Origin of the sequence: Paludibacter propionicigenes WB4 (assembly GCF_000183135.1) — a bacterium.
GTDB classification, from domain to species: Bacteria; Bacteroidota; Bacteroidia; order Bacteroidales; family Paludibacteraceae; genus Paludibacter; species Paludibacter propionicigenes.
Genome location: NC_014734.1, coordinates 1,547,316 through 1,571,381, shown reverse-complemented (window position 1 = coordinate 1,571,381; position 24,066 = coordinate 1,547,316). Strand labels below are relative to the sequence as shown.

21 protein-coding genes and 2 tRNA genes are annotated in these 24,066 nt (G+C 37.6%); 16 read left to right on the top strand and 7 right to left on the bottom strand.

Features of this window, described 5'->3' with window-relative positions; all coding sequences use genetic code 11:
* Window positions 1-60: 60 nt before the first annotated feature.
* Window positions 61-135: transfer RNA gene (locus PALPR_RS06520), tRNA-Val, on the bottom strand.
* A 32-nt stretch (window positions 136-167) separates the two neighbouring features.
* Window positions 168-242, bottom strand: a tRNA-Val gene (locus tag PALPR_RS06515).
* 337 nt (window positions 243-579) lie between these two features.
* Here PALPR_RS06515 and der point away from each other — a divergent pair.
* Window positions 580-1,893 (top strand): ribosome biogenesis GTPase Der, encoded by a 1,314-nt coding sequence (der, locus tag PALPR_RS06510; protein ID WP_013444820.1) that lies wholly within the window; start codon window positions 580-582, stop codon window positions 1,891-1,893.
* Window positions 1,894-1,959: 66 nt separating this feature from the next.
* Here der and PALPR_RS06505 read toward each other — a convergent pair whose 3' ends face one another.
* Both PALPR_RS06505 and PALPR_RS06500 read right to left on the bottom strand, forming a co-directional pair.
* Window positions 1,960-3,369 (bottom strand): DUF4270 domain-containing protein, encoded by a 1,410-nt coding sequence (locus PALPR_RS06505; protein ID WP_013444819.1) that lies wholly within the window; start codon window positions 3,367-3,369, stop codon window positions 1,960-1,962.
* A gap of 62 nt (window positions 3,370-3,431) precedes the next feature.
* Window positions 3,432-4,241 (bottom strand): glycogen/starch synthase, encoded by an 810-nt coding sequence (locus PALPR_RS06500; RefSeq protein WP_013444818.1) that lies wholly within the window; start codon window positions 4,239-4,241, stop codon window positions 3,432-3,434.
* A gap of 453 nt (window positions 4,242-4,694) precedes the next feature.
* Between PALPR_RS06500 and panC the strand changes: the two genes are divergently transcribed.
* The 5 genes from panC to PALPR_RS06475 all read left to right on the top strand — a co-directional run bounded on the left by panC (window position 4,695) and on the right by PALPR_RS06475 (window position 9,290).
* Window positions 4,695-5,543 carry a pantoate--beta-alanine ligase gene (gene panC / locus PALPR_RS06495; RefSeq protein ID WP_013444817.1) on the top strand — a complete coding sequence of 283 codons (849 nt, stop codon included), beginning with the start codon at window positions 4,695-4,697 and terminating at the stop codon, window positions 5,541-5,543.
* Between the two features lie 69 nt (window positions 5,544-5,612).
* Window positions 5,613-5,963, top strand: a complete 351-nt coding sequence (gene panD, locus PALPR_RS06490; RefSeq protein ID WP_013444816.1) for an aspartate 1-decarboxylase — start codon at window positions 5,613-5,615, stop codon at window positions 5,961-5,963.
* Between the two features lie 106 nt (window positions 5,964-6,069).
* The gene (gene hisH, locus PALPR_RS06485; protein ID WP_013444815.1) at window positions 6,070-6,657 is read left to right on the top strand and encodes an imidazole glycerol phosphate synthase subunit HisH; all 588 of its coding nucleotides are present in this window, start codon (window positions 6,070-6,072) and stop codon (window positions 6,655-6,657) included.
* Between the two features lie 374 nt (window positions 6,658-7,031).
* Window positions 7,032-8,162: a tRNA guanosine(34) transglycosylase Tgt gene (tgt, locus tag PALPR_RS06480; protein WP_013444814.1), complete on the top strand. Its 1,131-nt coding sequence runs from the start codon at window positions 7,032-7,034 to the stop codon at window positions 8,160-8,162.
* A 24-nt stretch (window positions 8,163-8,186) separates the two neighbouring features.
* Window positions 8,187-9,290 (top strand): LptF/LptG family permease, encoded by a 1,104-nt coding sequence (locus tag PALPR_RS06475; protein ID WP_013444813.1) that lies wholly within the window; start codon window positions 8,187-8,189, stop codon window positions 9,288-9,290.
* Window positions 9,291-9,375: 85 nt separating this feature from the next.
* On the opposite strand, the gene rfbB is transcribed toward PALPR_RS06475, so the two are convergent.
* The gene (gene rfbB / locus PALPR_RS06470; protein ID WP_041620751.1) at window positions 9,376-10,431 is read right to left on the bottom strand and encodes a dTDP-glucose 4,6-dehydratase; all 1,056 of its coding nucleotides are present in this window, start codon (window positions 10,429-10,431) and stop codon (window positions 9,376-9,378) included.
* A 119-nt stretch (window positions 10,432-10,550) separates the two neighbouring features.
* Between rfbB and PALPR_RS15345 the strand changes: the two genes are divergently transcribed.
* The 10 genes from PALPR_RS15345 to PALPR_RS06420 all read left to right on the top strand — a co-directional run bounded on the left by PALPR_RS15345 (window position 10,551) and on the right by PALPR_RS06420 (window position 19,497).
* Window positions 10,551-11,495, top strand: a complete 945-nt coding sequence (locus PALPR_RS15345) for an HU domain-containing protein (protein WP_013444811.1) — start codon at window positions 10,551-10,553, stop codon at window positions 11,493-11,495.
* A gap of 119 nt (window positions 11,496-11,614) precedes the next feature.
* The gene (locus tag PALPR_RS06460; RefSeq protein ID WP_013444810.1) at window positions 11,615-12,154 is read left to right on the top strand and encodes a 30S ribosomal protein S16; all 540 of its coding nucleotides are present in this window, start codon (window positions 11,615-11,617) and stop codon (window positions 12,152-12,154) included.
* 154 nt (window positions 12,155-12,308) lie between these two features.
* Window positions 12,309-12,599, top strand: coding sequence for a thiamine-binding protein (locus tag PALPR_RS06455; RefSeq protein WP_013444809.1), 291 nt, complete (start codon window positions 12,309-12,311; stop codon window positions 12,597-12,599).
* Window positions 12,600-12,622: 23 nt separating this feature from the next.
* Window positions 12,623-13,897 carry a flippase gene (locus PALPR_RS06450; RefSeq protein WP_013444808.1) on the top strand — a complete coding sequence of 425 codons (1,275 nt, stop codon included), beginning with the start codon at window positions 12,623-12,625 and terminating at the stop codon, window positions 13,895-13,897.
* 24 nt (window positions 13,898-13,921) lie between these two features.
* On the top strand, window positions 13,922-15,145 hold the full coding sequence (locus PALPR_RS06445; protein WP_041620312.1) for an oligosaccharide repeat unit polymerase: 1,224 nt from the start codon (window positions 13,922-13,924) through the stop codon (window positions 15,143-15,145).
* Window positions 15,138-15,983, top strand: coding sequence for a glycosyltransferase (locus PALPR_RS06440; protein WP_013444806.1), 846 nt, complete (start codon window positions 15,138-15,140; stop codon window positions 15,981-15,983). The genes PALPR_RS06445 and PALPR_RS06440 overlap by 8 nt, the downstream gene beginning before the upstream one ends.
* Window positions 15,984-16,012: 29 nt before the next feature.
* Window positions 16,013-16,930, top strand: a complete 918-nt coding sequence (locus PALPR_RS06435) for a glycosyltransferase family 2 protein (RefSeq protein ID WP_013444805.1) — start codon at window positions 16,013-16,015, stop codon at window positions 16,928-16,930.
* A 19-nt stretch (window positions 16,931-16,949) separates the two neighbouring features.
* Window positions 16,950-18,113: a glycosyltransferase family 4 protein gene (locus PALPR_RS06430; protein ID WP_013444804.1), complete on the top strand. Its 1,164-nt coding sequence runs from the start codon at window positions 16,950-16,952 to the stop codon at window positions 18,111-18,113.
* A 5-nt stretch (window positions 18,114-18,118) separates the two neighbouring features.
* The gene (locus PALPR_RS06425; protein WP_013444803.1) at window positions 18,119-18,922 is read left to right on the top strand and encodes a glycosyltransferase family protein; all 804 of its coding nucleotides are present in this window, start codon (window positions 18,119-18,121) and stop codon (window positions 18,920-18,922) included.
* Entirely contained in the window at window positions 18,919-19,497 is a 579-nt protein-coding gene (locus tag PALPR_RS06420) for a MarC family protein (protein ID WP_013444802.1), read from the top strand. Before PALPR_RS06425 ends, PALPR_RS06420 begins: the two co-directional genes overlap by 4 nt.
* A 307-nt stretch (window positions 19,498-19,804) precedes the next feature.
* On the opposite strand, the gene PALPR_RS06415 is transcribed toward PALPR_RS06420, so the two are convergent.
* On the bottom strand, window positions 19,805-20,971 hold the full coding sequence (locus PALPR_RS06415; RefSeq protein WP_013444801.1) for an AIR synthase related protein: 1,167 nt from the start codon (window positions 20,969-20,971) through the stop codon (window positions 19,805-19,807).
* A gap of 72 nt (window positions 20,972-21,043) precedes the next feature.
* A complete protein-coding gene (locus tag PALPR_RS06410) occupies window positions 21,044-23,728 on the bottom strand; it encodes a 4-alpha-glucanotransferase (protein WP_013444800.1) in 2,685 nt (894 codons plus the stop codon).
* Between the last annotated feature and the right edge of the window lie 338 nt (window positions 23,729-24,066).

The following is a 24,066-nucleotide window of genomic DNA, read 5'->3' as shown; positions in this document are numbered from 1 at the left end:
TTTTCAGAGGTTGTATCAATAAAAAAAGATCGTACAATTAATGTACGATCTTCTATGGTGTGGGCGTTGACGGATTCGAACCGCCGACCCTCTGCTTGTAAGGCAGATGCTCTGAACCAGCTGAGCTAAACGCCCGAAATGTGTGTTTTGTGATATAGAATTTTACGTGGGCGTTGACGGATTCGAACCGCCGACCCTCTGCTTGTAAGGCAGATGCTCTGAACCAGCTGAGCTAAACGCCCGAATGTTACATTCGGATTAAAATGCCTTTCTCCAAAAGCGTTGCAAAGATACTGCTTTTTTTATATTCTGCAAGTGCTTCTATTGATATTTCTGAGAAAGTCAAACGAAACTAAAATGGACTACAATTAATATATTCAAAATCACTGCATTTGAATTTATACAAAAATAGATATATTTCCGAAATAGTTCTGCAAAGCAATATATTCATTGGGTTATTGATTAATTTCCGTACCTTTGCACCCAAAATATTTGCACCCGCTGTTCGGTTTTGAGAAAAAACGGACTGAAACAAATGAAAGGAATGTAAATATCTAACTTATTAGATATATAAAAACAATGGGAAATATTGTAGCAATTGTAGGGCGCCCCAACGTGGGAAAATCGACCCTTTTTAACCGGCTCACGAAAAGTCGTAGAGCCATAGTAAATGATGAAGCAGGTACTACTCGCGATCGCCAGTATGGTAAATGCGAATGGGAAGGCCGCGAATTTTCAGTTATCGATACAGGCGGATGGGTTATAAACTCATCGGATGTGTTTGAAGGTGAAATAAAGCGACATGTAGTATTGGCCATAGAAGAGGCAGATGTTATTTTGTTCTTGGTCGATATACAAAATGGAATAACTGACTATGATTTGGAAGTGGCTCAGATATTGCGTGGACAAACCAAGCCTGTAATGTTGGTTTCCAACAAGGCTGATACTTTTGAATGGCAGTATGGTGTTGCCGAGTTTTATAAACTGGGTTTAGGCGAACCACATATGATATCGGCTATCAATGGATTGGGAACCGGTGATTTTCTGGATAAACTGCTTACGTATTTTAAACCGGATTTTTCCGACGATCTTGAAGAGGAACTACCTCGTTTTGCTGTTGTGGGCAGACCTAATGCCGGTAAATCTTCCATAATAAATGCTTTTGTGGGAGAGGAGAGAACGATCGTTACTGATATTGCAGGAACAACGCGAGACTCGATTTACACTCGTTTCAATAAGTTTGGACATGACTTCTACCTTGTTGATACAGCAGGTATCCGAAAGAAAGCAAAAGTAAATGAGGACTTGGAATATTACTCGGTAGTACGTTCCATTCGCGCCATAGAAAACTGTGATGTTTGTATTTTGATGATTGATGCTACACGCGGCATCGAAAGCCAGGATTTGAATATCTTCTCGCTTATTCAAAAGAATAGAAAAGGCTTTATTGTTTGTGTAAATAAGTGGGATTTGATAGAAAACAAGGAATCCAATGACATTAAAAAATATGAAGCTACTATTCGTGAAAGACTTGCTCCTTTTGTGGATTTTCCGATAATTTTCACTTCGGCTACCACCAAGCAACGTATTTTGAAAGTCTTGGAAACCGCTGTTGAGGTTTATGAAAATAAACAACGGAAAATACCGACAGCTAAGCTGAATGAGTACATGTTACCTGCTATTGAAAATTACCCACCACCGGCGTTGAAAGGTAAATTTATCAGAATTAAATACGTAACGCAGCTTCCAAATACTCAGATCCCTACATTCTTGTTCTTTGCTAACTTGCCACAGTATGTGAAAGACCCTTATCGCAGGTTTTTGGAAAATAAGATTCGGGCAAAATATGATTTTACCGGAACTCCGATACAGATATTTATCAGACAAAAATAGAATTTATTCGAACAAAAAAAGCAGCTAAATAATTTTAGCTGCTTTTTTTGTGAATTTATATGTGCTTTAAAATCCGCTATACACAACGTCTAAGTGCATTGGCATGGTGACTTTATTTCCACTATTAGGATTTATTTCTTTTCCACTTCGTATAGTGATGCCACTCATCTCATAATCCTCTTTAACGGAAGTATATGAAGTTACACCGCTTGAGCTGGTTGAAGTTGCCACTTTGATAGGGAGTATAAGCAATTGCAGTTTATCATCAGGAGCTTTTCCTTTGGCGGCAGCATTTTTTATCTCTTTCACTATCAGACTCGCCAGATTGAAAGAGTAATAGTATTTGTATACTCCGGAAGTTCCTACCTGCTTGTAGCTAAAGTCTCCTTTAATAGCGCATGTATCCGAAGGTAGTTCTCTGTTTTTGAAAAAGCGGTTTTTCGAAGACTCTTTAATCAACAGGAGATATTTAGGAACTGGGTGTTGGGAGGCTGTGTCAAGTTGCATCTCGGTAATCTCTACTTTAAGTATGGCGCTGTTTACTGATAGTGCTTTGCCATTCACACCTCCTTTTAACCGCTGCTGAATTCTGCTTAACGGAACAGTTACTTTGGTGTATATGTTCGCTGGAGACGAAATGTAATTTACAGTGTCCCGATTTTGAACAACCGTAGCTCTGTCGTTGTGTTGTATTCTGTTCACCTGACGTACTTCCTGGTTAGCAGGGAAGACTAGATAGCTCTTGACTTTCACGATTGAATCTCCACCGCTAATGTTCTTAGTAGTGTAGGTGTAGTGATAATGATAGAGCATTGCTATACGTTCAATGTTCAACAAGGTTGAAGCTCCAAAATTTGTAGTTAAGTATATTCCTTTAAAAAAGTCGAGGAATTTTGTAGTGCTTGAGTAATGAGTATCATCAAAAAAGCGTTGAACAAAGTCATTTGATAGTTTGAATCTAATAGCGGTGGTGTCTATCCTTGTATTTTTCGGTTCTTTTGCCGTAAATATTCTGTATTTCAGTGGTTTTGATAAATCTGTATAAAACGATGGATCTATATTGGATGGAAATAAATCAGAATAATTAAACGTGTTTTTAGTCATTTCATACAGATTTATAGACATTGGTGAAGAAGAATATCCAAACCATGTCTTATATTTCAGTATAACTACGGCAGAATCTGGCTGAGCGTTTGGCGGAAATTTAAAACCTTCAGGACAATTTAGCTGAGCCAAAATTTCGGCTTGTGTTGAACCGAATTTTGAGTCGTAAAAGTTGCCAAGCAAAAAAGAGTCTGGTCGTGAGTTTATATAATCTACGAACACATTTTCAGTAGATACGTGAAATGTATCGGTTCCGATTTTTATCTGATCAGTTGAAGGTTGAATGCCGGAGCCCATGTTTGAAATACCATCCGAGCAAGAGTAAGCAAGCAAAGACAATAGATACAGCAGAATAAATTGATAATATTTCATGTAAAATGAAGAAAAATTTACTGAATTGAAAATTAAAAAACTCTTGAAAAATTTATTGTTGACTAAAGGCTGTCATAAAATTGAACATAAGCATCGGCATAATCATCGCCCGATTGGAACGGTAGAAATTTTACATTTTCAGATGCAATGTAATCCAGTACTTTTTGATTGACTACCGGACTGGATTGAATTACCGCATCAGAATAATCAATAGCTAATTTAGACAGGGCTACAAAATCTATTATTTTATCTTTCACCTGAACAACATGCTTCTTTTCTATTCCTTCGAGTAACAATCTTTCGGCAAATAAATCACGAAACGGATTTTTGAAATCATCATTAAAAATGGAATAAACCACTTTTGAGTGTTTAAAAAACGGATCGTCGTTGTATGCTTTTTTTATGTATAATGGAGCTAATGCGGTCATCCAGCCTTGACAATGAATAACATCGGGAGTCCAACGGAGTTTTTTTACTGTTTCCATAACTCCCCGTACAAAGAATATCGTTCTTTCATCGTTATCTTGATACTCTTCACCGTTTTCGTCGGCAATAGTGTTTTTACGATGAAAATAGTCATCATTATCAATAAAATATACCTGCATTCGGGCCGACTGAATGGAAGCTACTTTAATAATTAACGGATGATCTGTGTCATCGATTATCAAATTCATTCCTGATAATCTGATAACTTCATGTAATTGGTTCCTTCGTTCATTAACCGCTCCAAATTTTGGCATAAAAGTGCGGGTTTCCCTTCCCCTGTCTTGTACCGCTTGTGGTAAATATCTACCCATATTCGACAATTCTGATTCTGGCAAATAAGGGAATATTTCTTGCGAAATATACAAGACTTTTGTAATTTTTTTCATGCTCTACTATTCAGATGCTTTTGATATAATTTTCGTTATGCAAAGATATATAAAAAAAATCGGATATAAACAAGACGTAAATCGCTAACTGTTAACTAGACTTATTAGAAAAAGAACTTATACAAAAAACATAATTGCATTGAAAATGATTATAGCTCAATAAGTCAGTTTATTATCCCTCTGCTCTTGGTTGCGTGAGTGTTTTAGGTCGGGGTCTATTTATAAAAGTTTAACCAAGATAATGCAAGTTGCAGTATCGGCATGTTTTGATTTAAATAGACTTATAAGTTATATTGTTGGATATAGGCATACTATGATAGAACGAAATGCGTAGTTGTATTGTATAAATGAGCGTAATGAATGAATATACAAATAAGTTTTACTACTTTTGCACGCAATTTTTACTGACGGTAAATTCTCGGATTTTTGCTGTCAAAAAACAATAATGAGATAATGAAAATAATTCGAAAGAAAGCTGAAATATCAGCTGAAATTCAATTGCTTAAAGCTGCAGGAAAAAAAATAGGATTTGTGCCTACGATGGGTGCGTTACACGATGGTCATAAAGCACTTGTTGAGCGTTGCGTGGCAGAAAATGATGTTTGTATTGTCAGTGTTTTTGTAAACCCGACTCAGTTTAATAATGTTGCTGATCTGGAGAAATATCCCCGAAGTTTGGAACGTGATGCCGAAATGCTCCAAAAAGCTGGTTGTAAATTGATTTTTTCACCGGAAGCAGATGAGATTTATGCCTCAAATGAATTAACTGAGCAGTTTGAATTTGATTTTAATGGTTTGGATACTGTGATGGAGGGCAAGTTTCGTCCGGGTCATTTTAATGGAGTAGTACAGATTGTAAGTAAGCTATTCCAACTGGTTCAGCCTGACAATGCCTATTTCGGAGAAAAAGATTTTCAGCAATTGGCTATCATTCATCATATGGTGAAAGCTTTAAATTTCGACATAAATATAATCGATTGTCCGATTGTTCGCGAACCTTCAGGCCTTGCAATGAGCAGCAGAAACGAGCGCCTAACTGCCGATCAGCGGAAAAATGCAGTGGAAATATCTAAAGTTCTGTTTGAAAGTCGTAACTTTGCGGCTCAAATGAACCCAAACGAACTGATTCTTTGGGTCGTTGATAAAATAAACAAAGTTCCCGGTTTAGAAGTTGAATATTACGAAATTGTAAACTCTTCTACACTTCAATCTGTTGATTCTTGGTCTGAATCTGCTGTTGGATGTATTGCTGTTTTTTGCGGGGAAGTAAGATTGATAGATAATATAAGATATAATTCTTAGTCAGGGAATAAATAATTTAAAATATATATGGTAACTATTTAAGAATAGTATACCAAAAACAGGAATAATATGTTAGTACACATTGTAAAATCTAAGATTCATAGAGTATCCGTAACAGAGGCTAATTTGAATTATATTGGAAGTATTACGATTGATGAGGATTTGATGGATGCAGCAAATGTGATTGCAAACGAGAAAGTAAGTATTGTAAATAATAATAATGGCGAGCGCTTTGAAACTTATGTTATTCCCGGTAAACGTGGTTCCGGCGTAATTTGTCTGAACGGTGCAGCTGCCAGAAAAGTACAGCCTGGAGATGTTGTTATCATCATGGCTTTTGCAATGATGGAGATGGAAGAAGCTCGCACCTTTAAGCCGGCTATTATATTTCCGGATACAGCCACTAATAAATTAATCTGATTCCTTTTAATAAGTAGTTTCATAAGGTCCGGATACTTGCACTTTTCTGAACTTTATAAACTTATTAGTTTTGGTTTTATAGATTTCAAATTTTTAGAAACAATCAATGAAAGTCGTTATAATAAAATACAATGCAGGGAATATCCGCTCGGTGCTTTTTGCGTTAGAACGTATAGGTGTTAATGCTATAGTGACTGATGACCACGATGAAATACGATCGGCCGATCGAGTAATTTTTCCGGGCGTAGGTGAAGCATCGTCTGCAATGAAGTATTTGAAAGATAAAGGATTGGATAAACTGATTTGCTCGCTAACCCAGCCGGTTCTGGGAATTTGTCTAGGCATGCAACTGATGTGTGCACATTCAGAAGAAAACGACACACAATGCCTCGGTATTTTTGATCAAAAAGTAAAACTCTTTCCGTCAACGGGTTTAAAGATACCTCAAATTGGTTGGAATAATATAACGAATCTGAAATCTGATCTTTTTCGGGGAGTTGCAGAAAACGCTTATATGTATTTTGTTCATAGTTATTATGTTGAAAGTTGCGATAATGCAATTGCCCGAACGGATTATACCAAAGAATACAGTTCTGCGGTACACAAGAATAATTTTTACGCAGTTCAATTTCATCCTGAAAAATCAGGAGAAGTAGGACAAAAGATACTAGAGAATTTTATTCAGGGTGTGTGAACCTTGAAATGCAGGATAAAATGTTTGATGATATAAAAGTTATTTACAAGAACGATCCTGCAACAAAAAAGAATTCAATCTTCATTTTATACAGGATTGTAAAGTAATTGAGCTTCATCGTTACTTCTCACATCTGCTTTATCGTATCAAATTCGGTTTTCTTGCTAGACTGATATCGCAGATATCCCGATTTATAATAGGAATAGAAATTCTCTAGGAAGTAAGAGTTCCTGTATTGATCAATTTAACACCCAATATTTCTTTAAATTTGACTGGAGTAGGTTATCGGGTAGAATTGAAAGATTGAATTCTGAAAGAGTGGAAATCAAATTAGAGAGAGCCGCTGCGAAATAAAGCTAAAAAACAAATTATCAATGACTTTTGAAATACAGCATACCGACCCAAATTCAAATGCACGGGCAGGAAAAATAACTACAGATCATGGTGTGATCGAAACTCCTATCTTTATGCCTGTTGGTACGGTAGCTTCAGTAAAAGCCGTTCATTTTCATGAGTTGAAAGAGGACATTAAAGCGCAGATTATCCTTGGAAATACATATCACTTATATTTACGACCGGGAATCGATACGCTTGAACGCGCAGGAGGATTGCATAAATTTAATGGCTGGGACAAACCGATTCTGACAGACAGCGGTGGTTACCAGGTGTTTTCACTTTCCGGAAACAGAAAATTGAAAGAAGAAGGCGCAACCTTTCGTTCGCACATTGATGGAAGCAAGCATCTTTTTACGCCGGAAAATGTAGTTGATATTCAGAGAATAATAGGTGCTGACATTATCATGGCTTTTGATGAATGTACGCCCGGAACCGCAGATTTTGCCTATGCAAAAAAGTCTATGGAGCTAACTCATAGATGGTTGGAACGAGGACTTAATCGATTTGATCAGACCGAACCGAAATATGGTTATTCGCAAACCTATTTCCCTATAGTTCAAGGCTGTGTATATCCGGAATTACGCCGACAGTCAGCAGAATTTATTGCCTCGCAACATCGTGAAGGTTATGCCATTGGCGGATTGGCGGTAGGTGAGCCTACTGAAATCATGTATGAAATGATTGAGGTAGTGAATGAAATATTGCCAAAGGATAAACCTCGTTATTTGATGGGTGTGGGTACACCTCAGAATATTTTGGAGGCGATAGAACGTGGAGTTGATATGTTTGACTGTGTGATGCCGACCCGAAACGGACGAAACGGAATGCTGTTTACCTCTCAGGGTATAATGAACATGAAAAATGAAAAGTGGAAGAATGATTTTTCTCCATTGGATGAATTTGGAACTTCATACGTAGACAAAGCATATTCAAAGGCGTATTTGCGCCATCTTTTTATCAGCAAAGAATATCTTGCCTTGCAAATAGCCTCTATACACAATTTGGCCTTCTATTTGTGGTTGGTAGGAGAGGCCAGAAGCCATATTCAAGCCGGAGATTTCTCTTCGTGGAAGAGGGGGATGGTAGAGCAATTGGGAAGAAGATTATAAAAAATAGTCATGTAATCAATAGAAATGAAAAAAATCAGTTTTCGTACGTTCGGCTTAAAAAGAATTGATACCTATATAATTAAGAAGTTTCTGGGTACATACTTCTTTTCTATTGTACTTATTTTGAGCATTTCTGTTGTGTTCGACATTACAGAAAAGCTTGATAATTTTGTTAGCCATAATGCACCGTTAAAAGCCATTGTTTTAGATTATTACCTGAACTTTATTCCGTTTTATATGAATATGTTCAGCCCTTTGTTTACGTTTATTGCCGTAATTTTCTTCACTTCTAAAATGGCAACGAACACAGAGATCATTGCTATCCTGTCGAGCGGTGTTAGTTTTCGGCGTTTGATGCTTCCCTACATGATTTCAGCAGCGGTGATTGCAACTATTTCTTTTACACTGGGTGGTTTTGTTATCCCGCATGGAACCAAAAAAATGCTCGATTTTGAGGATAAATATGTTCGACAAATAAAGCAAAGTAATGCTACTAATCTGCAGATGGAAGTAGCAAAAGGTGTTATTATGTATATTGGTCGCTTCGAAGTGTCTAATAATACTGGCTATCAGTTTTCACTTGAAAAGTTTGAGGGAAAAACGCTTGCTTCGAGATTGACTGCGGAGACTATAACCTGGGATTCGTTATACAGTTGGAAAATTTCTAATTATTTGCAACGGGACTTTAATGGTATGCGCGAACAAATCACGAAGGGAATCAGTAAAGATACAACTATAATGGTGCAGCCGGAAGAATTTTATATAACTGCTGCTGAGGCTCCTCAAATGAGTATTGTTAAGTTGGGGAGTTACTTGAAACGGCAACGTGAACGTGGCGTTGGGAATATAAAGTTGTTTGAAGATGATTATTATAAAAGGTTTTCAATGCCGCTGGCAGCTTTCATTATGACGTTGATAGGTGTATCTTTATCTTCAAGAAAGGTGCGCGGAGGTATGGGATTGCACTTGGGAGTAGGTTTGGCATTGAGTGCTATATATATACTGTTTTCAGCTATGTCAACATCATTTTCGGTGAATGGCAGCATGTCGGCTTTTGCTGCCGTATGGATTCCTAATGTGGTGTTTCTGTTAGTGGGTATTTATTTGTATAATACAGCTCCAAAGTAATGAAAAGTCGAATGTCGAGATAACATATAAAAAATGCGGGCTAATCAGTTTTCAGATTAGCCCGCATTTTTTTTATGTTTGGTTTTTATCTTTCTGTATATTGTTTTTCGTAATATTTTTGATAATCGCCATTTACGATATTATCCATCCATTCTTGGTTAGCCAGATACCAGTCGACTGTTTTTTCTAATCCTTCCTCAAACTGAAGCGAAGGTTTCCATCCAAGCTCGCGCTGCAATTTACTTGAGTCAATAGCGTAGCGTAAATCGTGTCCGGCACGATCTTTTACAAATGTAATCAGCTTAGCCGATTCGCCTGGCTCGCGACCTAATTTCTTATCCATGATTTTGCAAAGTTCACGTATAAGGTCAATATTAGTCCATTCATTGTTTCCTCCGATATTGTAGGTTTCACCTACCACGCCGTTGTGGAAAATAGTGTCGATTGCTCGGGCATGGTCATTAACCCATAGCCAATCGCGAACATTCTCACCTTTTCCATAAATAGGAATGGGACGATTATTTTTGATATTGTTTATTGAAAGCGGAATAAGCTTTTCGGGGAAATGATTAGCTCCGTAGTTGTTAGAACAGTTGGATAATACTACAGGTAAACCGTATGTGTGATGATAAGCTCTCACAAAATGGTCTGAACTGGCTTTAGCAGCAGAGTATGGGCTGCGTGGATCATAAGCTGTTTCTTCGGTAAAGAAACCTGTTTCGCCTAAAGAACCATAAACTTCGTCAGTAGAAATATGGTAGAACCTTTTTCCTGTCATATCGCCTTTCCATGCTTCCTTAGCAGCATTTAATAAGTTTGCAGTTCCGAATACATTTGTTCGGATAAAAGCAAAAGGATCGGTAATTGATCTGTCGACGTGAGACTCGGCAGCAAGATGTACTACTCCGTCAAACTTATAAGTTGCAAATAATTCGGTTATAAACTTCTCGTCGGTGATGTCGCCTTTCACAAATTTGTAGTTTGAAGCTTCGGCAATATCTTTAAGATTTTCCAGGTTGCCTGCATAAGTTAAGGCGTCAAGATTAATTATTTGATAATCCGGATATTTTGTGACAAATAACCGGACAACGTGTGAGCCTATAAAGCCCGCACCTCCAGTGATTAGAATCGTTTTTTTCATTTTAAGATTGTTTCTTTTGAGTAGCACAAAGATATATAGTTTTGTTGAGTCTAACAACTTGTTGATAACTTTTTGTTGGAAAGATTTACCGTCTAAATCCTTTGTCATATTTTTGCTCCGTGGAAAATTTTTATAGACATATCGAAAATCTCTTGTCGCAACATGATTATGTCGTTGTGCCAAATTTGGGTGGATTTATTGTGCAGATGCAATCGGCCAGGATTCTTTCCGACCGTATTACACCTCCCCATGCAACTATTGGGTTTAATGCATTAATGAATAATTCGGATGGTTTGCTGGCTATTGAAGTTTCGAGATCAGAGCAAATAAGCTACAGAAAGGCAGTGGAGTATATAGAAGGCAAGGTTGAACTAATTAATGATCAATTAAAGGCCAATGGTAGTGTTGTGATTGGTGATTTGGGTATTTTGCAAAAAAATAATCAGGGGTCGCTGACTTTTAATCCGATTTATAAGTCAGGTTTCTTGCCGCAGAACCTAGGTCTGTCCGATTTGTATATAGCTTCAAGAGAAGTTCGTCAAACGAAGGAATCTGCAAATCGGATTATCGTATTCCCATCTTCAAAACTATTAAAGTATGCAGCTGCGGCTGTTATTGTAGTAGGCGTATTGGTAGCATCTCCACACATTAATGATGTGTCCAATTCGACTAACTATGCAAGTCTGGCTTCACTTTCGTTTGTAAATTCTTTTGACGGTAATGAAGATCAAAGCCTTGAAGTTAAGGTTGCTGAGAGTAAACCTGCCGAAGTGATAAATACTGAAAGGCCGGCTATTGCAGAACAGGTGAAAGTAATAGAGAATAAAGTCGAAATTGGTAATTATCACGTAATTGTAGCGAGTGTTCCTGATCGATCATCGGCACAGAGATTATGTGATGAATTGGTTCATGAAAAATTCACCGAAGCAAGAGTGTTGCCATCTTCCAGAACATACCGTGTTGCAATACAATCTTTTAAATCAAAAGAAGAAGCAGATGAATTCGTCCAGAATCTCAGAAAATCTGATGAGAAATATGAATCTGCCTGGATATTCAATAATTAAACTGAAGTATTTAAAGCTAACTTATTTTTATCCAACCTTTTTATTTTCAAATAAAAACACTATCTTTGCAACCGCTTTTCGAGAAAAAGCATTAGGTATAATCATTTAACAATAAAAAAATGCCAGTAAAAATTAGATTGCAACGTCACGGTCGTAAGGGATATGCTTATTATCACATCGTTATCGCTGACAGCAGAGCGCCACGTGATGGCAAATTTATCGAACGTATCGGTTCTTATAACCCTAACACTAATCCTGCAACAATCGACTTGAAGTTCGAACGTGCATTGTATTGGTTAACTACAGGAGCTCAACCAACCGACACAACTAGAACTATTCTTTCAAATGAAGGAGTATTATTGAAAAAACACTTACTTGAAGGAGCCAAAAAAGGTGCATTCGACGTGGCTGAGGCCGATAAACGTTTCGAAGCTTGGAAATTGAGCAAAGAGTCAAGTGTAGCAAAAACTAAAGAACAATTAGCTGCTGAGAAACAAGCTGCTGCCAAAGCACGTTTAGCTGCCGAAGTAGAAGTAAACAAAGCAAAAGCTGCTGAATTGGCAAAAAAACAAGCTGAAGCTATAGCTGCTGCGGCTGAAGTTGTTGCTGAGGAAGAAGCTCCAGCTGAAGCTCCGGTAGCAGAAGAAGTTGCTGAATAAAATTCGGCTAACTCAGATATTTTAAAAAACCCGAAAGAAATTTCGGGTTTTTTTCATCAGGAAAACGTACCTTTGGAGAAAATAAAAAATAACATTGCGTTTATTTCTCATAAATGTGATTTTTGAATTTAATGACCTGTAAATAAATTATAAAATGGATAAAACAGTAAATATCGCATTGCAAATTTTGCCTTCCTCTCACTCAGTTCACCCATACGCATTAGTAGATAAAGCTATAGAAGTAATTGCTGCATCGGGGCTAAGATATAAAGTGACTCCATTTGAAACAGTGATGGAAGGAAGCTACGATAAGATTATGGAAGTAATCAAACAGGCTCAGGAAGCCTGTTACGAAGCGGGAGCTGAAAGCCTAATGACATACGTTAAGATACAAACCTCGAGAGAAAATGTGAGCATTGAGGATAAAATGGAAAAGTACGAATAGAGTATGTAACCATACTGCGATAAATGCTAAAGTTGAAAAACCAAAAATACAACAAAGAAATCTGGGATACCATCTATTTGTTGGTATTACAGGGATTTAACTACATTTTTCCGTTGCTGGTGTATCCATATCTGATGGTTACACTTGGTGCAGAAAAGTTCGGGTATATTGGTTTTTCTCTGACTATAACCCAATATCTTATGTTGGTTGTAGATTTCGGTTTTAATCTAAGTGCGACAAAACGTGTGGCACTTTATAAAAACAATAAAGATAAGCTGGATGAAATTGCATCGGCTACGCTCTTAGCCAAAATCGGATTGATGTTGATATGTCTTATGGCTGTATTGATTCTGGCTTTCTGTGTTCCTCAATTTAGGGTTTATTCTCAAACTCTGTTGATTCTTTTTTTGATGGTGGTTGGCAATACATTTTCATTTGTATGGCTTTTTCAGGGGCTTGGAAAAATAAGAGTACTTTCATTTGTGAATATTTTTTCCAAACTTTTAATTCTTCCGCTTACATTCGTTTTTGTCAAAACAAAAGAAGACTATCTACTGGCAGCTACGATTCAATCTGCCGTATATATTCTGGGACCGCTAATAACAGGCGTAATTATTTATCGGAATAAATATATCGGATATTGGTTTAAAACAACTCTGACTAATATCTCCCGCGAAGTAAAGTCAAGCTATCCAATCTTCCTGTCTACAGCGGCTTCAAGTATATATATTGCAAGTTACGTTCTGATTCTGGCTTATTTTGCTGATCCGGTTGAGGTCGGGAAATACACTGCGGTGGAAAAAATCATGCGGGGATTTTGTTATTTGATTTTTGTTCCGCTGAGTCAGTCATTTTATCCAAGAATAAGTGCAATGTCAGTAACTAACTTACCGGAAGCTACAAAATTGGTACGCAAAATTTTATTGTTTATATTTGTAGCCATGTCCGGCGTATTTGTAGCTATGTTTTTCCTCTCGCCTTATCTGGTTGCTTTTTTGGGGAAGGAATATGCGGGAACACAGACATTATTCCGAATTATGTCGGTTGTGCCTATGTTTATTGGTTTGGGAGGAGTTTTCGGACAGTTGGGTTTGCTGGCAATAGGTAACGACGAAGACAAAAAAGATTTTAAACGAACCTATTTGGTTGCGGCAATAATAGCTATTGTAAGCATTACTGTTTTAGCACCGTACTTGCAATCTACAGGAGCTGCAATATCGCTTTTCCTCACGGAACTGTCGGTGGCCTTGGGAATGTTTTGGTATAGTCGAAAATATATTTTTAGATCTATCTCGTAGTAAACAATATTTTAAAAGATAAAAATGGCAATGTATATCTCTATATCTTTATGCTTGTTTTTATTTATTATCAGCCTGATATGTTCAAAATATAACATATTTTCCCCGAGTGTAATAACATCAGGTATATGGTTGTCTGTATTGTTTTTGTACACCTTTCTCGGAAGTGGTCTTAATCCGCTTACGGATAAATTCCTAAGTGCAATAGACATTTGGGTAACACTTTTTTGTGTTTCATCTTTATTTATTCAGGCTCTTTCGTTATCGAATAATAACAGAATTAAACCTAGTCAACTGGCCAGAAATATCTTTTTCTATGCCTCGCTTGTAACCTTTCCGCTATTGATTTTACACGCTTATGAGATTGTGAAACTTGGAACTTCGACTAATTGGATGGCCGATATGAGAAGTGCTGCAGTTGGCGGGATAAAAGGAATCAGTATTGAAGATTCGAATCCGTTTTACACTCTAATTTGGTTAGGGAGTTATTTGATTGAGTTAAACTGCTATTCAAAGGAAAATAAGAAAAGAGTTTTTGTTTTATTTTTAATGTATTTGATGTATGCATTTATCACGATGTCCAAAACGAATATATTAACACTTTTTCTTAGTACAATCTTTGTCTTGTATAGCAATAAATTTATAAAGTTTAATCATATAGCTATTTCAGGAATTATTATTCTTTTTGTTTTTCTAGGAGTTCAATCTTTACGATCTAATTCAACCGCATCTAAGAACCCTACATCTGAATTTGTAACAATATATGCATTGAGTTCTGCGCCTGCTTTTGAAACGGTCAAATCAGAAAGTTCTGTGCAATTTGGAGAAAATGTATTTCGTTTTTTCTATGCGGTTAAATATAAACTTGGATTGACAAAAATGAAACCCAATGATACCATTTTGGGATTTGTCAATGTTGGGGTTGTTACCAATACATATACGGTATTGTATCCATATTATAAAGATTTTGGACTTAGTGGAATAGCTTTTTTTTCAATATTGCTGGGTTTGTTGCTGGGCTTTGTTTATAATAAAGCCGAAAATGGAAACGTTATTTTTGTAGTCTTATACTCTTTCTTTTTGTTTGAGTTGGTCATGCAATTGGTTGGTGATCTTTTTTTTACAAATTTCTCGTTGAATTTAAAGTTGATACTTGTAGCAACAACTCCTTATTTTATCAGCAGGTATGAATTATTTTCGTACTCGCGGAAGCAACTAAAAATCATAAAGAATAAAGTTGATGAATAATTCAGCTGCAGATAAAATTCTGATTTTGATTGTGCTTTATAAAAAGTCGATTGAGGAGTGTGTGTCCTACCGGACACTAAAGGAGTGCATTAAATCACAAAATATTAGATATAAACTTATAATTTATAACAATAGTTCAGAGTACGGGTTGGCCGAATCGGAGGATTCAATAGTTGTAAACTCAGATCATAATGGAAAATTATCGTCCGCCTATAATTATGCATGGAGGTATGCTTTAGCCGAAGGTTACCAATGGTTGCTACTCTTGGATCAGGATTCTGAATTGTCTGAAGATTATGTTGGCTGCTTGTCGAATTTTTTGCAAAGGACGATTGATGATGGCATTGTGGCTTTAGTTCCAAAGCTTGTAGATGGGAGCCAAGTGCTTTCTCCCAGAAAAATCAGTTCAGTTGGTTGGTGGGAAAATGCTTTGCAGCATACCGGTATTCAACGTGGAAGAGTGGTTGCATTTAATTCCTTGACTCTGTTGAATGTGAATTTTATTCAATCGATAGGCGGATTTTCAGATAAATACCCGTTGGATATGCTGGATCATTGGTATTATAATCAAATCTATCTTCAGAAGAAAAAGGTTTATGTGCTGGATTGTATGATAAATCACAACTTATCTTTTCAGAATTATGAAAGGGATGTCGATTTAGTCAGACATACCGAATTTCTTGAAGCTGAAAAATTGTTTTTAAAGGAACTGGGCTTAAGGTATTATGTTGGATACAAAGTGAAACTATTTCTGAGAGTGATTAAACAGTACCTGATTTTTGAAGACAAGCGATACGCTACAATAACATTGAAGAAATTGGTTGGTAAAGGTTTGTAATTGAGTTTTTATTGACGAAATAATTGATTATGCCCCATAAAATAGCTGCTATTGTAGTAACATATAATCCCGATATTGAAGTGCTTCAACGGCAGTTGGTAGTGCTGGTACGGCAGGTTCAGTTAATCGTTTATGTTGACAATGGATCGCTAAACTCGGCAAATATTTTGGAATGTGTTTCAGATATTGACAGGAGTTCTGAAACGCACGTTGTTTTGATTGAAAACGAAGAGAACAAAGGGCTGGGATTTGCGCAAAATAGAGGAATAGAGGCTGCTTTAGCAGCTGGAGCAAGCCAAATTTTATTGTTGGATGATGACTCCGAGATAGAAGATGGGTTTGTTAATAACCTACTTGCAGCCAAAGATGAATTACTGAAAAGAGGGTTGAGAGTTGGAGCTATCGGTCCGACTTATTACAATAGAAAAACTGGTGAACAATATCCGATCACGAAGTATATTGGTCCTTTTATAGACAGACGGTTGCCGAAAAACGAGAGTGTTGAGGCAACTTTTTTAATAGCTTCAGGTTGCCTGATTGAATCAGAAGTGATTGCTGAAGTTGGATTTATGAACGAGGATTTTTTTATTGATTATATTGATGTAGAGTGGTCATTCAGAGCTATATCAAAAGGTTATAAGTTGTATGCAACCCCGATGGCAAGGATGAATCATATCATTGGTGAGGATAGGGTTGGTGTCTTGGGAAGAAAAATTTCGCTTCATTCGCCACTACGTAAATACTATTTATTCAGAAATAGCGTATTTATGGTAAGGTGTCCGTATATTGCTTTTGGCTATAAAGTAAGAGAAGTGGTATTTAACGGGTTGAGATTGATTGTTTTCCTGATACTTTCCGACGAAAAAATGAAATACTTCAGGTATTCTGTTATGGGATATTGGGACGGATTGAGAAATAAAAGAGGCCGATGCACCTACAATTACTGATAAGATGCAATAGAAATACATGAGTAGATTACAACAATATATATCAGAGTCTGACGTGACTAACAATTCGAAACGGATAGCTTTTGTAGGAAATACAGCTTTTTCTCTCTATAACTTCCGGCTGGGAGTGATGAAAAGTTTTGTGGATAAAGGTTATACGGTTTTTGCCATTGCACCCCGGGATCAGTACTCACCTTTATTTGCGGCAGACGGTATTATTTTCGTCCATCTGGAAATAGATGGTAAAGGTACCAATGTATTGACAGATATAATGTTATTCTGTAAAATGGTAAAGATTTACAAAAGTCACTCTTTCGATTTTGTATTTCATTATACTGTCAAACCTATAATATATGGCTCCTTCGTATGTAGGCTTTTAAAAATAAACAGTATAGCCGTTACGACCGGTCTGGGTTATACATTTGATGCCGGCAAGTGGCTGAATTTATTTGTTGTTTCATTGTACCGAAAATCTCTCCAAAGGGTAAAAGAAGTTTGGTTTCTGAATACTGACAACAGGGATGTCTTTTTAAAGAAACATATTGTTGAAGAGTCCCGTTCATTTGTATTGAATAGTGAGGGTCTCGATACTGATTTTTTTATTCCGAAACGAAAAGCAATGAATAAGGATAAATTTGTTTTTCTTTTTTTATCGCGACTGGTGAAAGAAAAAGGTATTGAGGAGTTTGTACTAGCCGCAAAGCTTTTAAAGCAAAAATATCCCAATACCGAATTTCAGGTACTGGGTAAAACAGACATCCAAAATCCTCATAATATTCCTGTTACGAAATTGATAGAATGGGATAGGGAAGGAGCAATACGCTATTTTGAGGATACCATGGATGTTCGTACTTTTATTGCCAATTCTGACTGCGTTGTTTTGCCATCCTATTATGGTGAAGGAGTGCCGCGCTGTTTGATGGAAGCCATGAGTATGGAGCGTCCCATTATTACAACAGATAACGTGGGATGTAAAGAACTTATCGAACACAATATCAATGGTAAAATGTGCGCACCCAGGGATGTGGAAAGCCTGGCAAAGATGATGGAGGAAATGTATTTACTTGATGCCGCAGAACGAAATGAAATGGGAAAGAACGGACGGAGAAAAATGCTGGAACACTACGATGAGAAATTAATCATTGACGTTTATCACCACAAAACCGGATTGTATATTAATTAGGAATTATGCCAATCAATGTATCCATTGTTATTTACAAGCACACTGTAGCTGAGATTCAGCCGTTGGTGGATGTTTTGCGTGAAGCGGACTGTGTGTCGGAAATTTTTCTGATCGATAATTCGCCTTTCAGGCAAGATCAGTTTGTTGATCTTGGCGTGACATATATCTTTAATAACCAGAATATTGGGTATGGTGCTGCGCATAATATTGCCATTCGTCGGACGCTGGAACAAAATATCCCATATCATTTAGTTTTGAATCCTGACATTATTTTTCAGTCGGAAATACTGGCGAAAATTGATGCGTTTATGAATAATAATTCAAATATTGGCTTATTGATGCCCAAAGTATATTATCCCAATGGAGAAATTCAGTATCTTTGCAAACTATTGCCAACACCCTTTGATTTAATCTTTCGAAGATTTTTGCCTAAGGCGTGGACAAAGAAACGAGCTGATGTGTTTGAACTTCGAGCTTCGGGATATAATCGGATAATGGATGTTCCCTATCTTTCAGGATGTTTTATGTTCTTAAAAACTGAATCAGTCAGGGAAGTTGGACTGTTTGATGAACGATTTTTTATGTATCCCGAAGATATTGATTTGACTAGGCGAATGCATCAGAAATACCGTACTGTTTTTTACCCGCAGGTTTCGGTTGTGCACCAGCATGCGCAAGGTTCTTATGTCGTTGGCAGGTTGCTGTTTATTCACATGAAAAACATGATAAAGTACTTCAACAAGTGGGGTTGGTTTTTTGATGCGGAGAGACGAATTATAAATAATGAAACACTTAAACAACTAAAATGAATTTCAGTTTCTTACAGATTACCAGCGCATTTATGGTGCTTTTTGCTATAATTGATATCCTGGGTTCTATCCCTATAATACTCAATATTAAGCGTAAAGGACAGAGCGTATATGCTTCCAGGGCTTCGATCGTGGCTTTAATCATACTTGTCTTTTTTCTTTTTTCGGGTGAGGCTGTTCTGCGACTCTTCAATGTGGATATTCAGTCATTTGCGGTTGCTGGAGCTTTGATAATATTCATATTTTCGTTGGAAATGATTCTGGATGTGGAAATTTTCCGAAATCATGGTCCCGAGGGAGGTTCGTCCATAGTTCCTATTGCTTTTCCTCTTATAGCCGGCCCCGGTTCATTTACCACACTGCTTGCTTTACGCGCAGAATATGCTACTGAGAATATCATAATTGCATTGGTATTGAATATGATTTTTGTTTTCTTTGTGTTGAAATCAACATCAAAAATAGAGAAGCTTATTGGCGATGGTGGAATTTACATTCTTCGGAAATTTTTCGGAATAATCCTGCTAGCCATAGCTGTAAAGCTATTTACCACGAATATAGGTTTTTTACTGAAGTAAGTCAGGTACTCCTACGAAATAGCTAAAGTCACATAACAGCAAGAGCCCTGAAAGAAATTTTCTTTCAGGGCTCTTGACTATGTGTAAGTCAGTCTCCTATTCTTTGATAGTTTAGAACTCTCTGCCGAACGTTTAGAATGTTCTGCTAGGTGTTTAGACCGTTTTGCTAAGTCTTTAAAATGTCCTGCTAAGTCTTTAGAATGTTTTGCTATGCCTTTAGAATTCTCTGCTATTGCTTTAGAATGTCCTGCTAAGTCTTTAGAACGTTCTGCAATATCTTTAGAATATCCTGCCGTGTCTTTAGCGGTTAATACTCAAACTTTCCAAACTCGCTTTCAATCAATAGTTCCTTTTTATCGGAATGTTCGCAATAGCCTACGATTTGTGCATCGATGTTGAATGATTTGGATATTTCAATAACTTGTTGGGCGTATTCTGCCGGTAAATATACTTCCAGTCTATGTCCCATGTTGAACACCTTGTACATCTCTTTCCAATCGGTTCCTGATTCTTTCTGAATTAGTTGGAACAGAGGAGGAACAGGGAAAAGATTGTTTTTTACCACTTTCAGGTTGTCGATAAAGTGCAGAATTTTGGTTTGCGCACCTCCCGAACAATGCACCATTCCGTGAATATTAGGTCGAAGTTCTGACAATAATTTTTTTACCACCGGAGCATAGGTGCGTGTCGGAGATAACACCAGTTTCCCGGCATCAATACCCAAACCTTCAACTGCATCGGTGAGTTTGCAAGAACCCGAATAAGCCAACTCCTGAGGAATATCGGCGTTGTAGCTTTCAGGATATTTTGCCGCCAGGTAGTTAGCAAAGACATCGTGACGAGCCGAAGTAAGACCATTACTTCCCATTCCGCCGTTATATTCCTTTTCGTATGTAGCTTGTCCACTCGACGAAAGTCCGACAATTACATCACCGGGTTGAATGTTGGCATTGTCTATGACATCCGCGCGTTTCATGCGGCAGGTAACCGTGCTGTCAACTATTATTGTGCGGACCAGATCGCCGACATCGGCTGTTTCACCACCGGTTGGGTAAATGTTTACACCCATGTTGGCCAGCTCTTCAACCAATTCATTGGTTCCGTTAATGATAGCTGAAATAACTTCACCCGGAATTCTGTTTTTGTTTCTTCCGATGGTAGATGAAAGAAGTATATTGTCTGTAGCCCCAACGCACAGTAAATCATCAATATTCATAATTAGCGCATCTTGTGCAATGCCTTTCCATACTGAAATATCACCGGTTTCTTTCCAGTAAACATAAGCAAGCGACGATTTGGTGCCTGCTCCATCAGCGTGCATGATGTTGCAATAGTCAGGATCGTTGCCTAAAAAATCAGGGATAATCTTGCAAAAAGCCTTTGGAAATAAACCTTTATCTATATTCTTAATTGCATTGTGTACATCTTCTTTCGATGCAGAAACGCCTCTTAAATTGTAACGCTGATCGCTCATTTTTCTTGTTGAATTATTTTTTGTATTTGATTATTATCTACTTGCTTTTTACTATGAACTACCGACTAAAAACTACCGACCTGATTTTTCAATCATTTCTTTTATTTTGCTATTAAATTTGCTCTCCTTCAATAGCTGTTCCAGCGTCATGTGCATTCTGTAGCACCAGAAATTTCTTGGATTGCTTGGCACGTTGATACGTTCTGCAAACGGATGTTCTAGACAAAGAGTAGAGTCCAGCGCCATCCAATCCTGCCACGGTAAAATTATCAACATGGCATTTGATTCCAGATGTTGCTCGATAATGCGTTCTGCAATCCAGTTTTCGCAGGTAGCAGGTGCCGGACCTTGCATTCCCAGCGCTCTATTGTAAAAACGTTGGGTTAAAACCGGGTCTTCTTCCCACCATGCACGTATCGGATTCATGTCGTGAGTGGAAGTTGTACAGACTGATCTGTATGGAGCATCCGAAGGCATTGCAAATTCGGTGTTTGGCTTTTTAGGCATTCGTTGTATTTCCAGACTGAGAATTTCAAGATTATTCATAACGTCCGGCACCGAATCGGGCACCATGCCCAAATCTTCGCCACAAACCAGCATATTCGTTGCTGATATTAAAGCCGGAAGTTTCTTCAAAGCCTGCTGTTTCCAAAATTCAGTATGGCGATGATAGAAGTAGTCCACATATATTTTATCAAGTAATCGGCGAGTGTTTTCGGGCAAATCACGGAACGTAGCCGAATTATGCATCGAAATTCGCGGATGTATTTTGTTCGGTTGATGTGAGTCGCGAACGAAAAGAACTTCGCAGTGAAGCATATACAAACCATCCCGAATGAGCACTTCCTTATTTCCGAAGTTGTATCCGAGAGTTGCAAAATGTTTCTCAATCTTTTTCTGCGTATCAAACTCGGGTTTGAACTTGTAATTTTGCCAACCATCAGGTAAAAGATATTCCCGTATAACATCGTCGGTGTACTTTCCAAAAGTTGCATACAGAACATGCTCTTTTAAATAAGGTTTCAGGAATCTATCCTCATCAACCCAAACTCCTTTCGATTCAAGTTCCTGATAGGAAAATGGCAAAGCAGGTTGGAAACTGCCGGTTAATCCCCATACAGCATCCACCGGAATTCCCCAAATTCTGAAGAAGCCAAGGATGTGATCAATGCGGTATGCGTCAAAATATTCTGCGAGCTTTTGGAATCGTTTTTTCCACCACTCGTATCCGTTTTCTTCCATTAATTCCCAATTGTACGTAGGAAAACCCCAGTTTTGACCTGTTGCCGAAAAATCATCGGGGGGTGCTCCGGCTTGCAAATCAGTGTCAAAAAGATAAGGATCTACCCAGGCGTCAACGCTTCGGGGGCTTACGCCGATAGGAATATCGCCTTTTATTGCAATTCCGTTGGCTCGTGCATAATCGTGTACTTCAACCAATTGTTTATGCAAATGATATTGCAGGAAGTAAAAGATAGCAATGTCATTATAATGAGCCTGATCAGGAGCTGATAAGGTTTCTATTTCTGTTGAATTGTAGATATTGTGGTCAGGCCATTTACCAAATTCGGGTGTGCCGTACAAATCCCGCAGGTAAGAGAATGCTGCATAGGGAACCAGCCATTCTTTATTGGCTTCAAAAAATGTTTTATAGTCTTCTGATGCAAAAACAGCAGGGCTTTCCTGGGGGTAGATAATTTTAAAAAACTCCCATTTGGTATTCATTACATGCTGGTAATCAGAAAAAGTCTGAGCGTTGAGCTCTTGCTTTTTAGCGAGAAAATAATCCTTCTGTTTTTTTGTTTTGAGTTTGCCTAAACTGTCTAAATTCAAATAGATAGGATGCAAAGCATAAACAGAAACCGCATTGTAAGGGTATGAATCGTAATTGGTGTGGTAAAGAATGGTGTCGTTGATGGGCAGAGTTTGTATAATGCGTTGACCTGTTTTTTTTGCCCAATCCACCATTTTCTTTAAATCATTGAACTCTCCGATTCCAAAACTTTTTTCGCTACGAAGCGAGAACACCGGAATTGCCACACCTGCACCTCTCCACGAGGGGATAGTTCTGATAAAATGTTCGTCATTAACCACGGTAAGTGATTGTTTTTCTGCCTGCTGAAGAATTCTGTTTGGGCCACCACCCCAGGCCAGTACTTCATCGGTTTTTGTGTCGACAATCAGATACTTATATTCAAGGGGAAAAGAGATTTTCTCGACATCAAGGCTGATGCTCCAAATGGGAAATTGCGATTCGTTAAGTCTGACCTTATGAGTAACATCCCAATTTCCCAATACTTCCTGATTGCCAACTATGGCAAAGTGGCGGTCAGGCTCCATTTGTGGGCAATTCAGGCGAAGAATCAGGCTGCCTTCAGTAGTGTGAGTTTCGTCATTTGATTTTGTGCGATTGAAGAAACAATCTGAAAATGCTGCTGTTATAAATGGACTGTCGCCGTAAGATGCGCGCCAGTTGTCGTAGATCAGAACAGTTTCTTTTGACGGAGTCAGTTCAACTTTTCGGATGCCACCATATTCGTAATCAAAAGATTTGTCTGGATTAAGTATGGCGTATTGGTAGCAAATCGAGCCAGCAGAATCCAATGATATTTCAGTGTTCCATTCCGATTTCTCGTTGCATTGCATAATAATACCTTCCGAAGAACTGTTCTCAGGTTGTTCCGCTGATTTGTAAATCAACAGATACATAGATTGTCCCCATTGGGTTTTATAATGTATATTGAATTGTATTTTCATGGCCTGTGCGATTAAAAAATCTCTACAAAAATACGAAAAATAAAGCATAATATAAAGTTCAGGGTCAGCTACAATAGGCTGAAGGACTGCAAACGTTTGAATTATAGTGTATAGCAGAATGTGTTAGCAAAATTGAATGCATTAAATGAGTGTTTGCCGGATGTTTTTTGCGTTGAAATTGATTTTGATTTTTTCGGAAACTTTTTTGAATACTGAATGTTTTTAGTATAACATATTTACTATCTTTGTCTTGTCTAATTGCCTGATGTTTAATGTTTTTAAATTGATGCTTAATTCGTTTTGATAGTTTCAGGTGATTATGAATTTGGAGAGATTGT

Coding starts and splice junctions, on each gene's coding strand:
- PALPR_RS06430 (WP_013444804.1), top strand. CDS start 16,950: ATGAGTAGATTACAACAATATATATCAGAGTCTGACGTGACTAACAAT.
- panD (WP_013444816.1), top strand. CDS start 5,613: ATGTTAGTACACATTGTAAAATCTAAGATTCATAGAGTATCCGTAACA.
- PALPR_RS06410 (WP_013444800.1), bottom strand. CDS start 23,728: ATGAAAATACAATTCAATATACATTATAAAACCCAATGGGGACAATCT.
- PALPR_RS06420 (WP_013444802.1), top strand. CDS start 18,919: ATGAATTTCAGTTTCTTACAGATTACCAGCGCATTTATGGTGCTTTTT.
- PALPR_RS06435 (WP_013444805.1), top strand. CDS start 16,013: ATGCCCCATAAAATAGCTGCTATTGTAGTAACATATAATCCCGATATT.
- PALPR_RS06440 (WP_013444806.1), top strand. CDS start 15,138: ATGAATAATTCAGCTGCAGATAAAATTCTGATTTTGATTGTGCTTTAT.
- rfbB (WP_041620751.1), bottom strand. CDS start 10,431: ATGAAAAAAACGATTCTAATCACTGGAGGTGCGGGCTTTATAGGCTCA.
- PALPR_RS06455 (WP_013444809.1), top strand. CDS start 12,309: ATGGATAAAACAGTAAATATCGCATTGCAAATTTTGCCTTCCTCTCAC.
- der (WP_013444820.1), top strand. CDS start 580: ATGGGAAATATTGTAGCAATTGTAGGGCGCCCCAACGTGGGAAAATCG.
- PALPR_RS06415 (WP_013444801.1), bottom strand. CDS start 20,971: ATGAGCGATCAGCGTTACAATTTAAGAGGCGTTTCTGCATCGAAAGAA.
- PALPR_RS06450 (WP_013444808.1), top strand. CDS start 12,623: ATGCTAAAGTTGAAAAACCAAAAATACAACAAAGAAATCTGGGATACC.
- panC (WP_013444817.1), top strand. CDS start 4,695: ATGAAAATAATTCGAAAGAAAGCTGAAATATCAGCTGAAATTCAATTG.
- PALPR_RS06425 (WP_013444803.1), top strand. CDS start 18,119: ATGCCAATCAATGTATCCATTGTTATTTACAAGCACACTGTAGCTGAG.
- PALPR_RS06500 (WP_013444818.1), bottom strand. CDS start 4,241: ATGAAAAAAATTACAAAAGTCTTGTATATTTCGCAAGAAATATTCCCT.
- PALPR_RS06505 (WP_013444819.1), bottom strand. CDS start 3,369: ATGAAATATTATCAATTTATTCTGCTGTATCTATTGTCTTTGCTTGCT.
- PALPR_RS06445 (WP_041620312.1), top strand. CDS start 13,922: ATGGCAATGTATATCTCTATATCTTTATGCTTGTTTTTATTTATTATC.
- PALPR_RS06475 (WP_013444813.1), top strand. CDS start 8,187: ATGAAAAAAATCAGTTTTCGTACGTTCGGCTTAAAAAGAATTGATACC.
- tgt (WP_013444814.1), top strand. CDS start 7,032: ATGACTTTTGAAATACAGCATACCGACCCAAATTCAAATGCACGGGCA.
- hisH (WP_013444815.1), top strand. CDS start 6,070: ATGAAAGTCGTTATAATAAAATACAATGCAGGGAATATCCGCTCGGTG.
- PALPR_RS06460 (WP_013444810.1), top strand. CDS start 11,615: ATGCCAGTAAAAATTAGATTGCAACGTCACGGTCGTAAGGGATATGCT.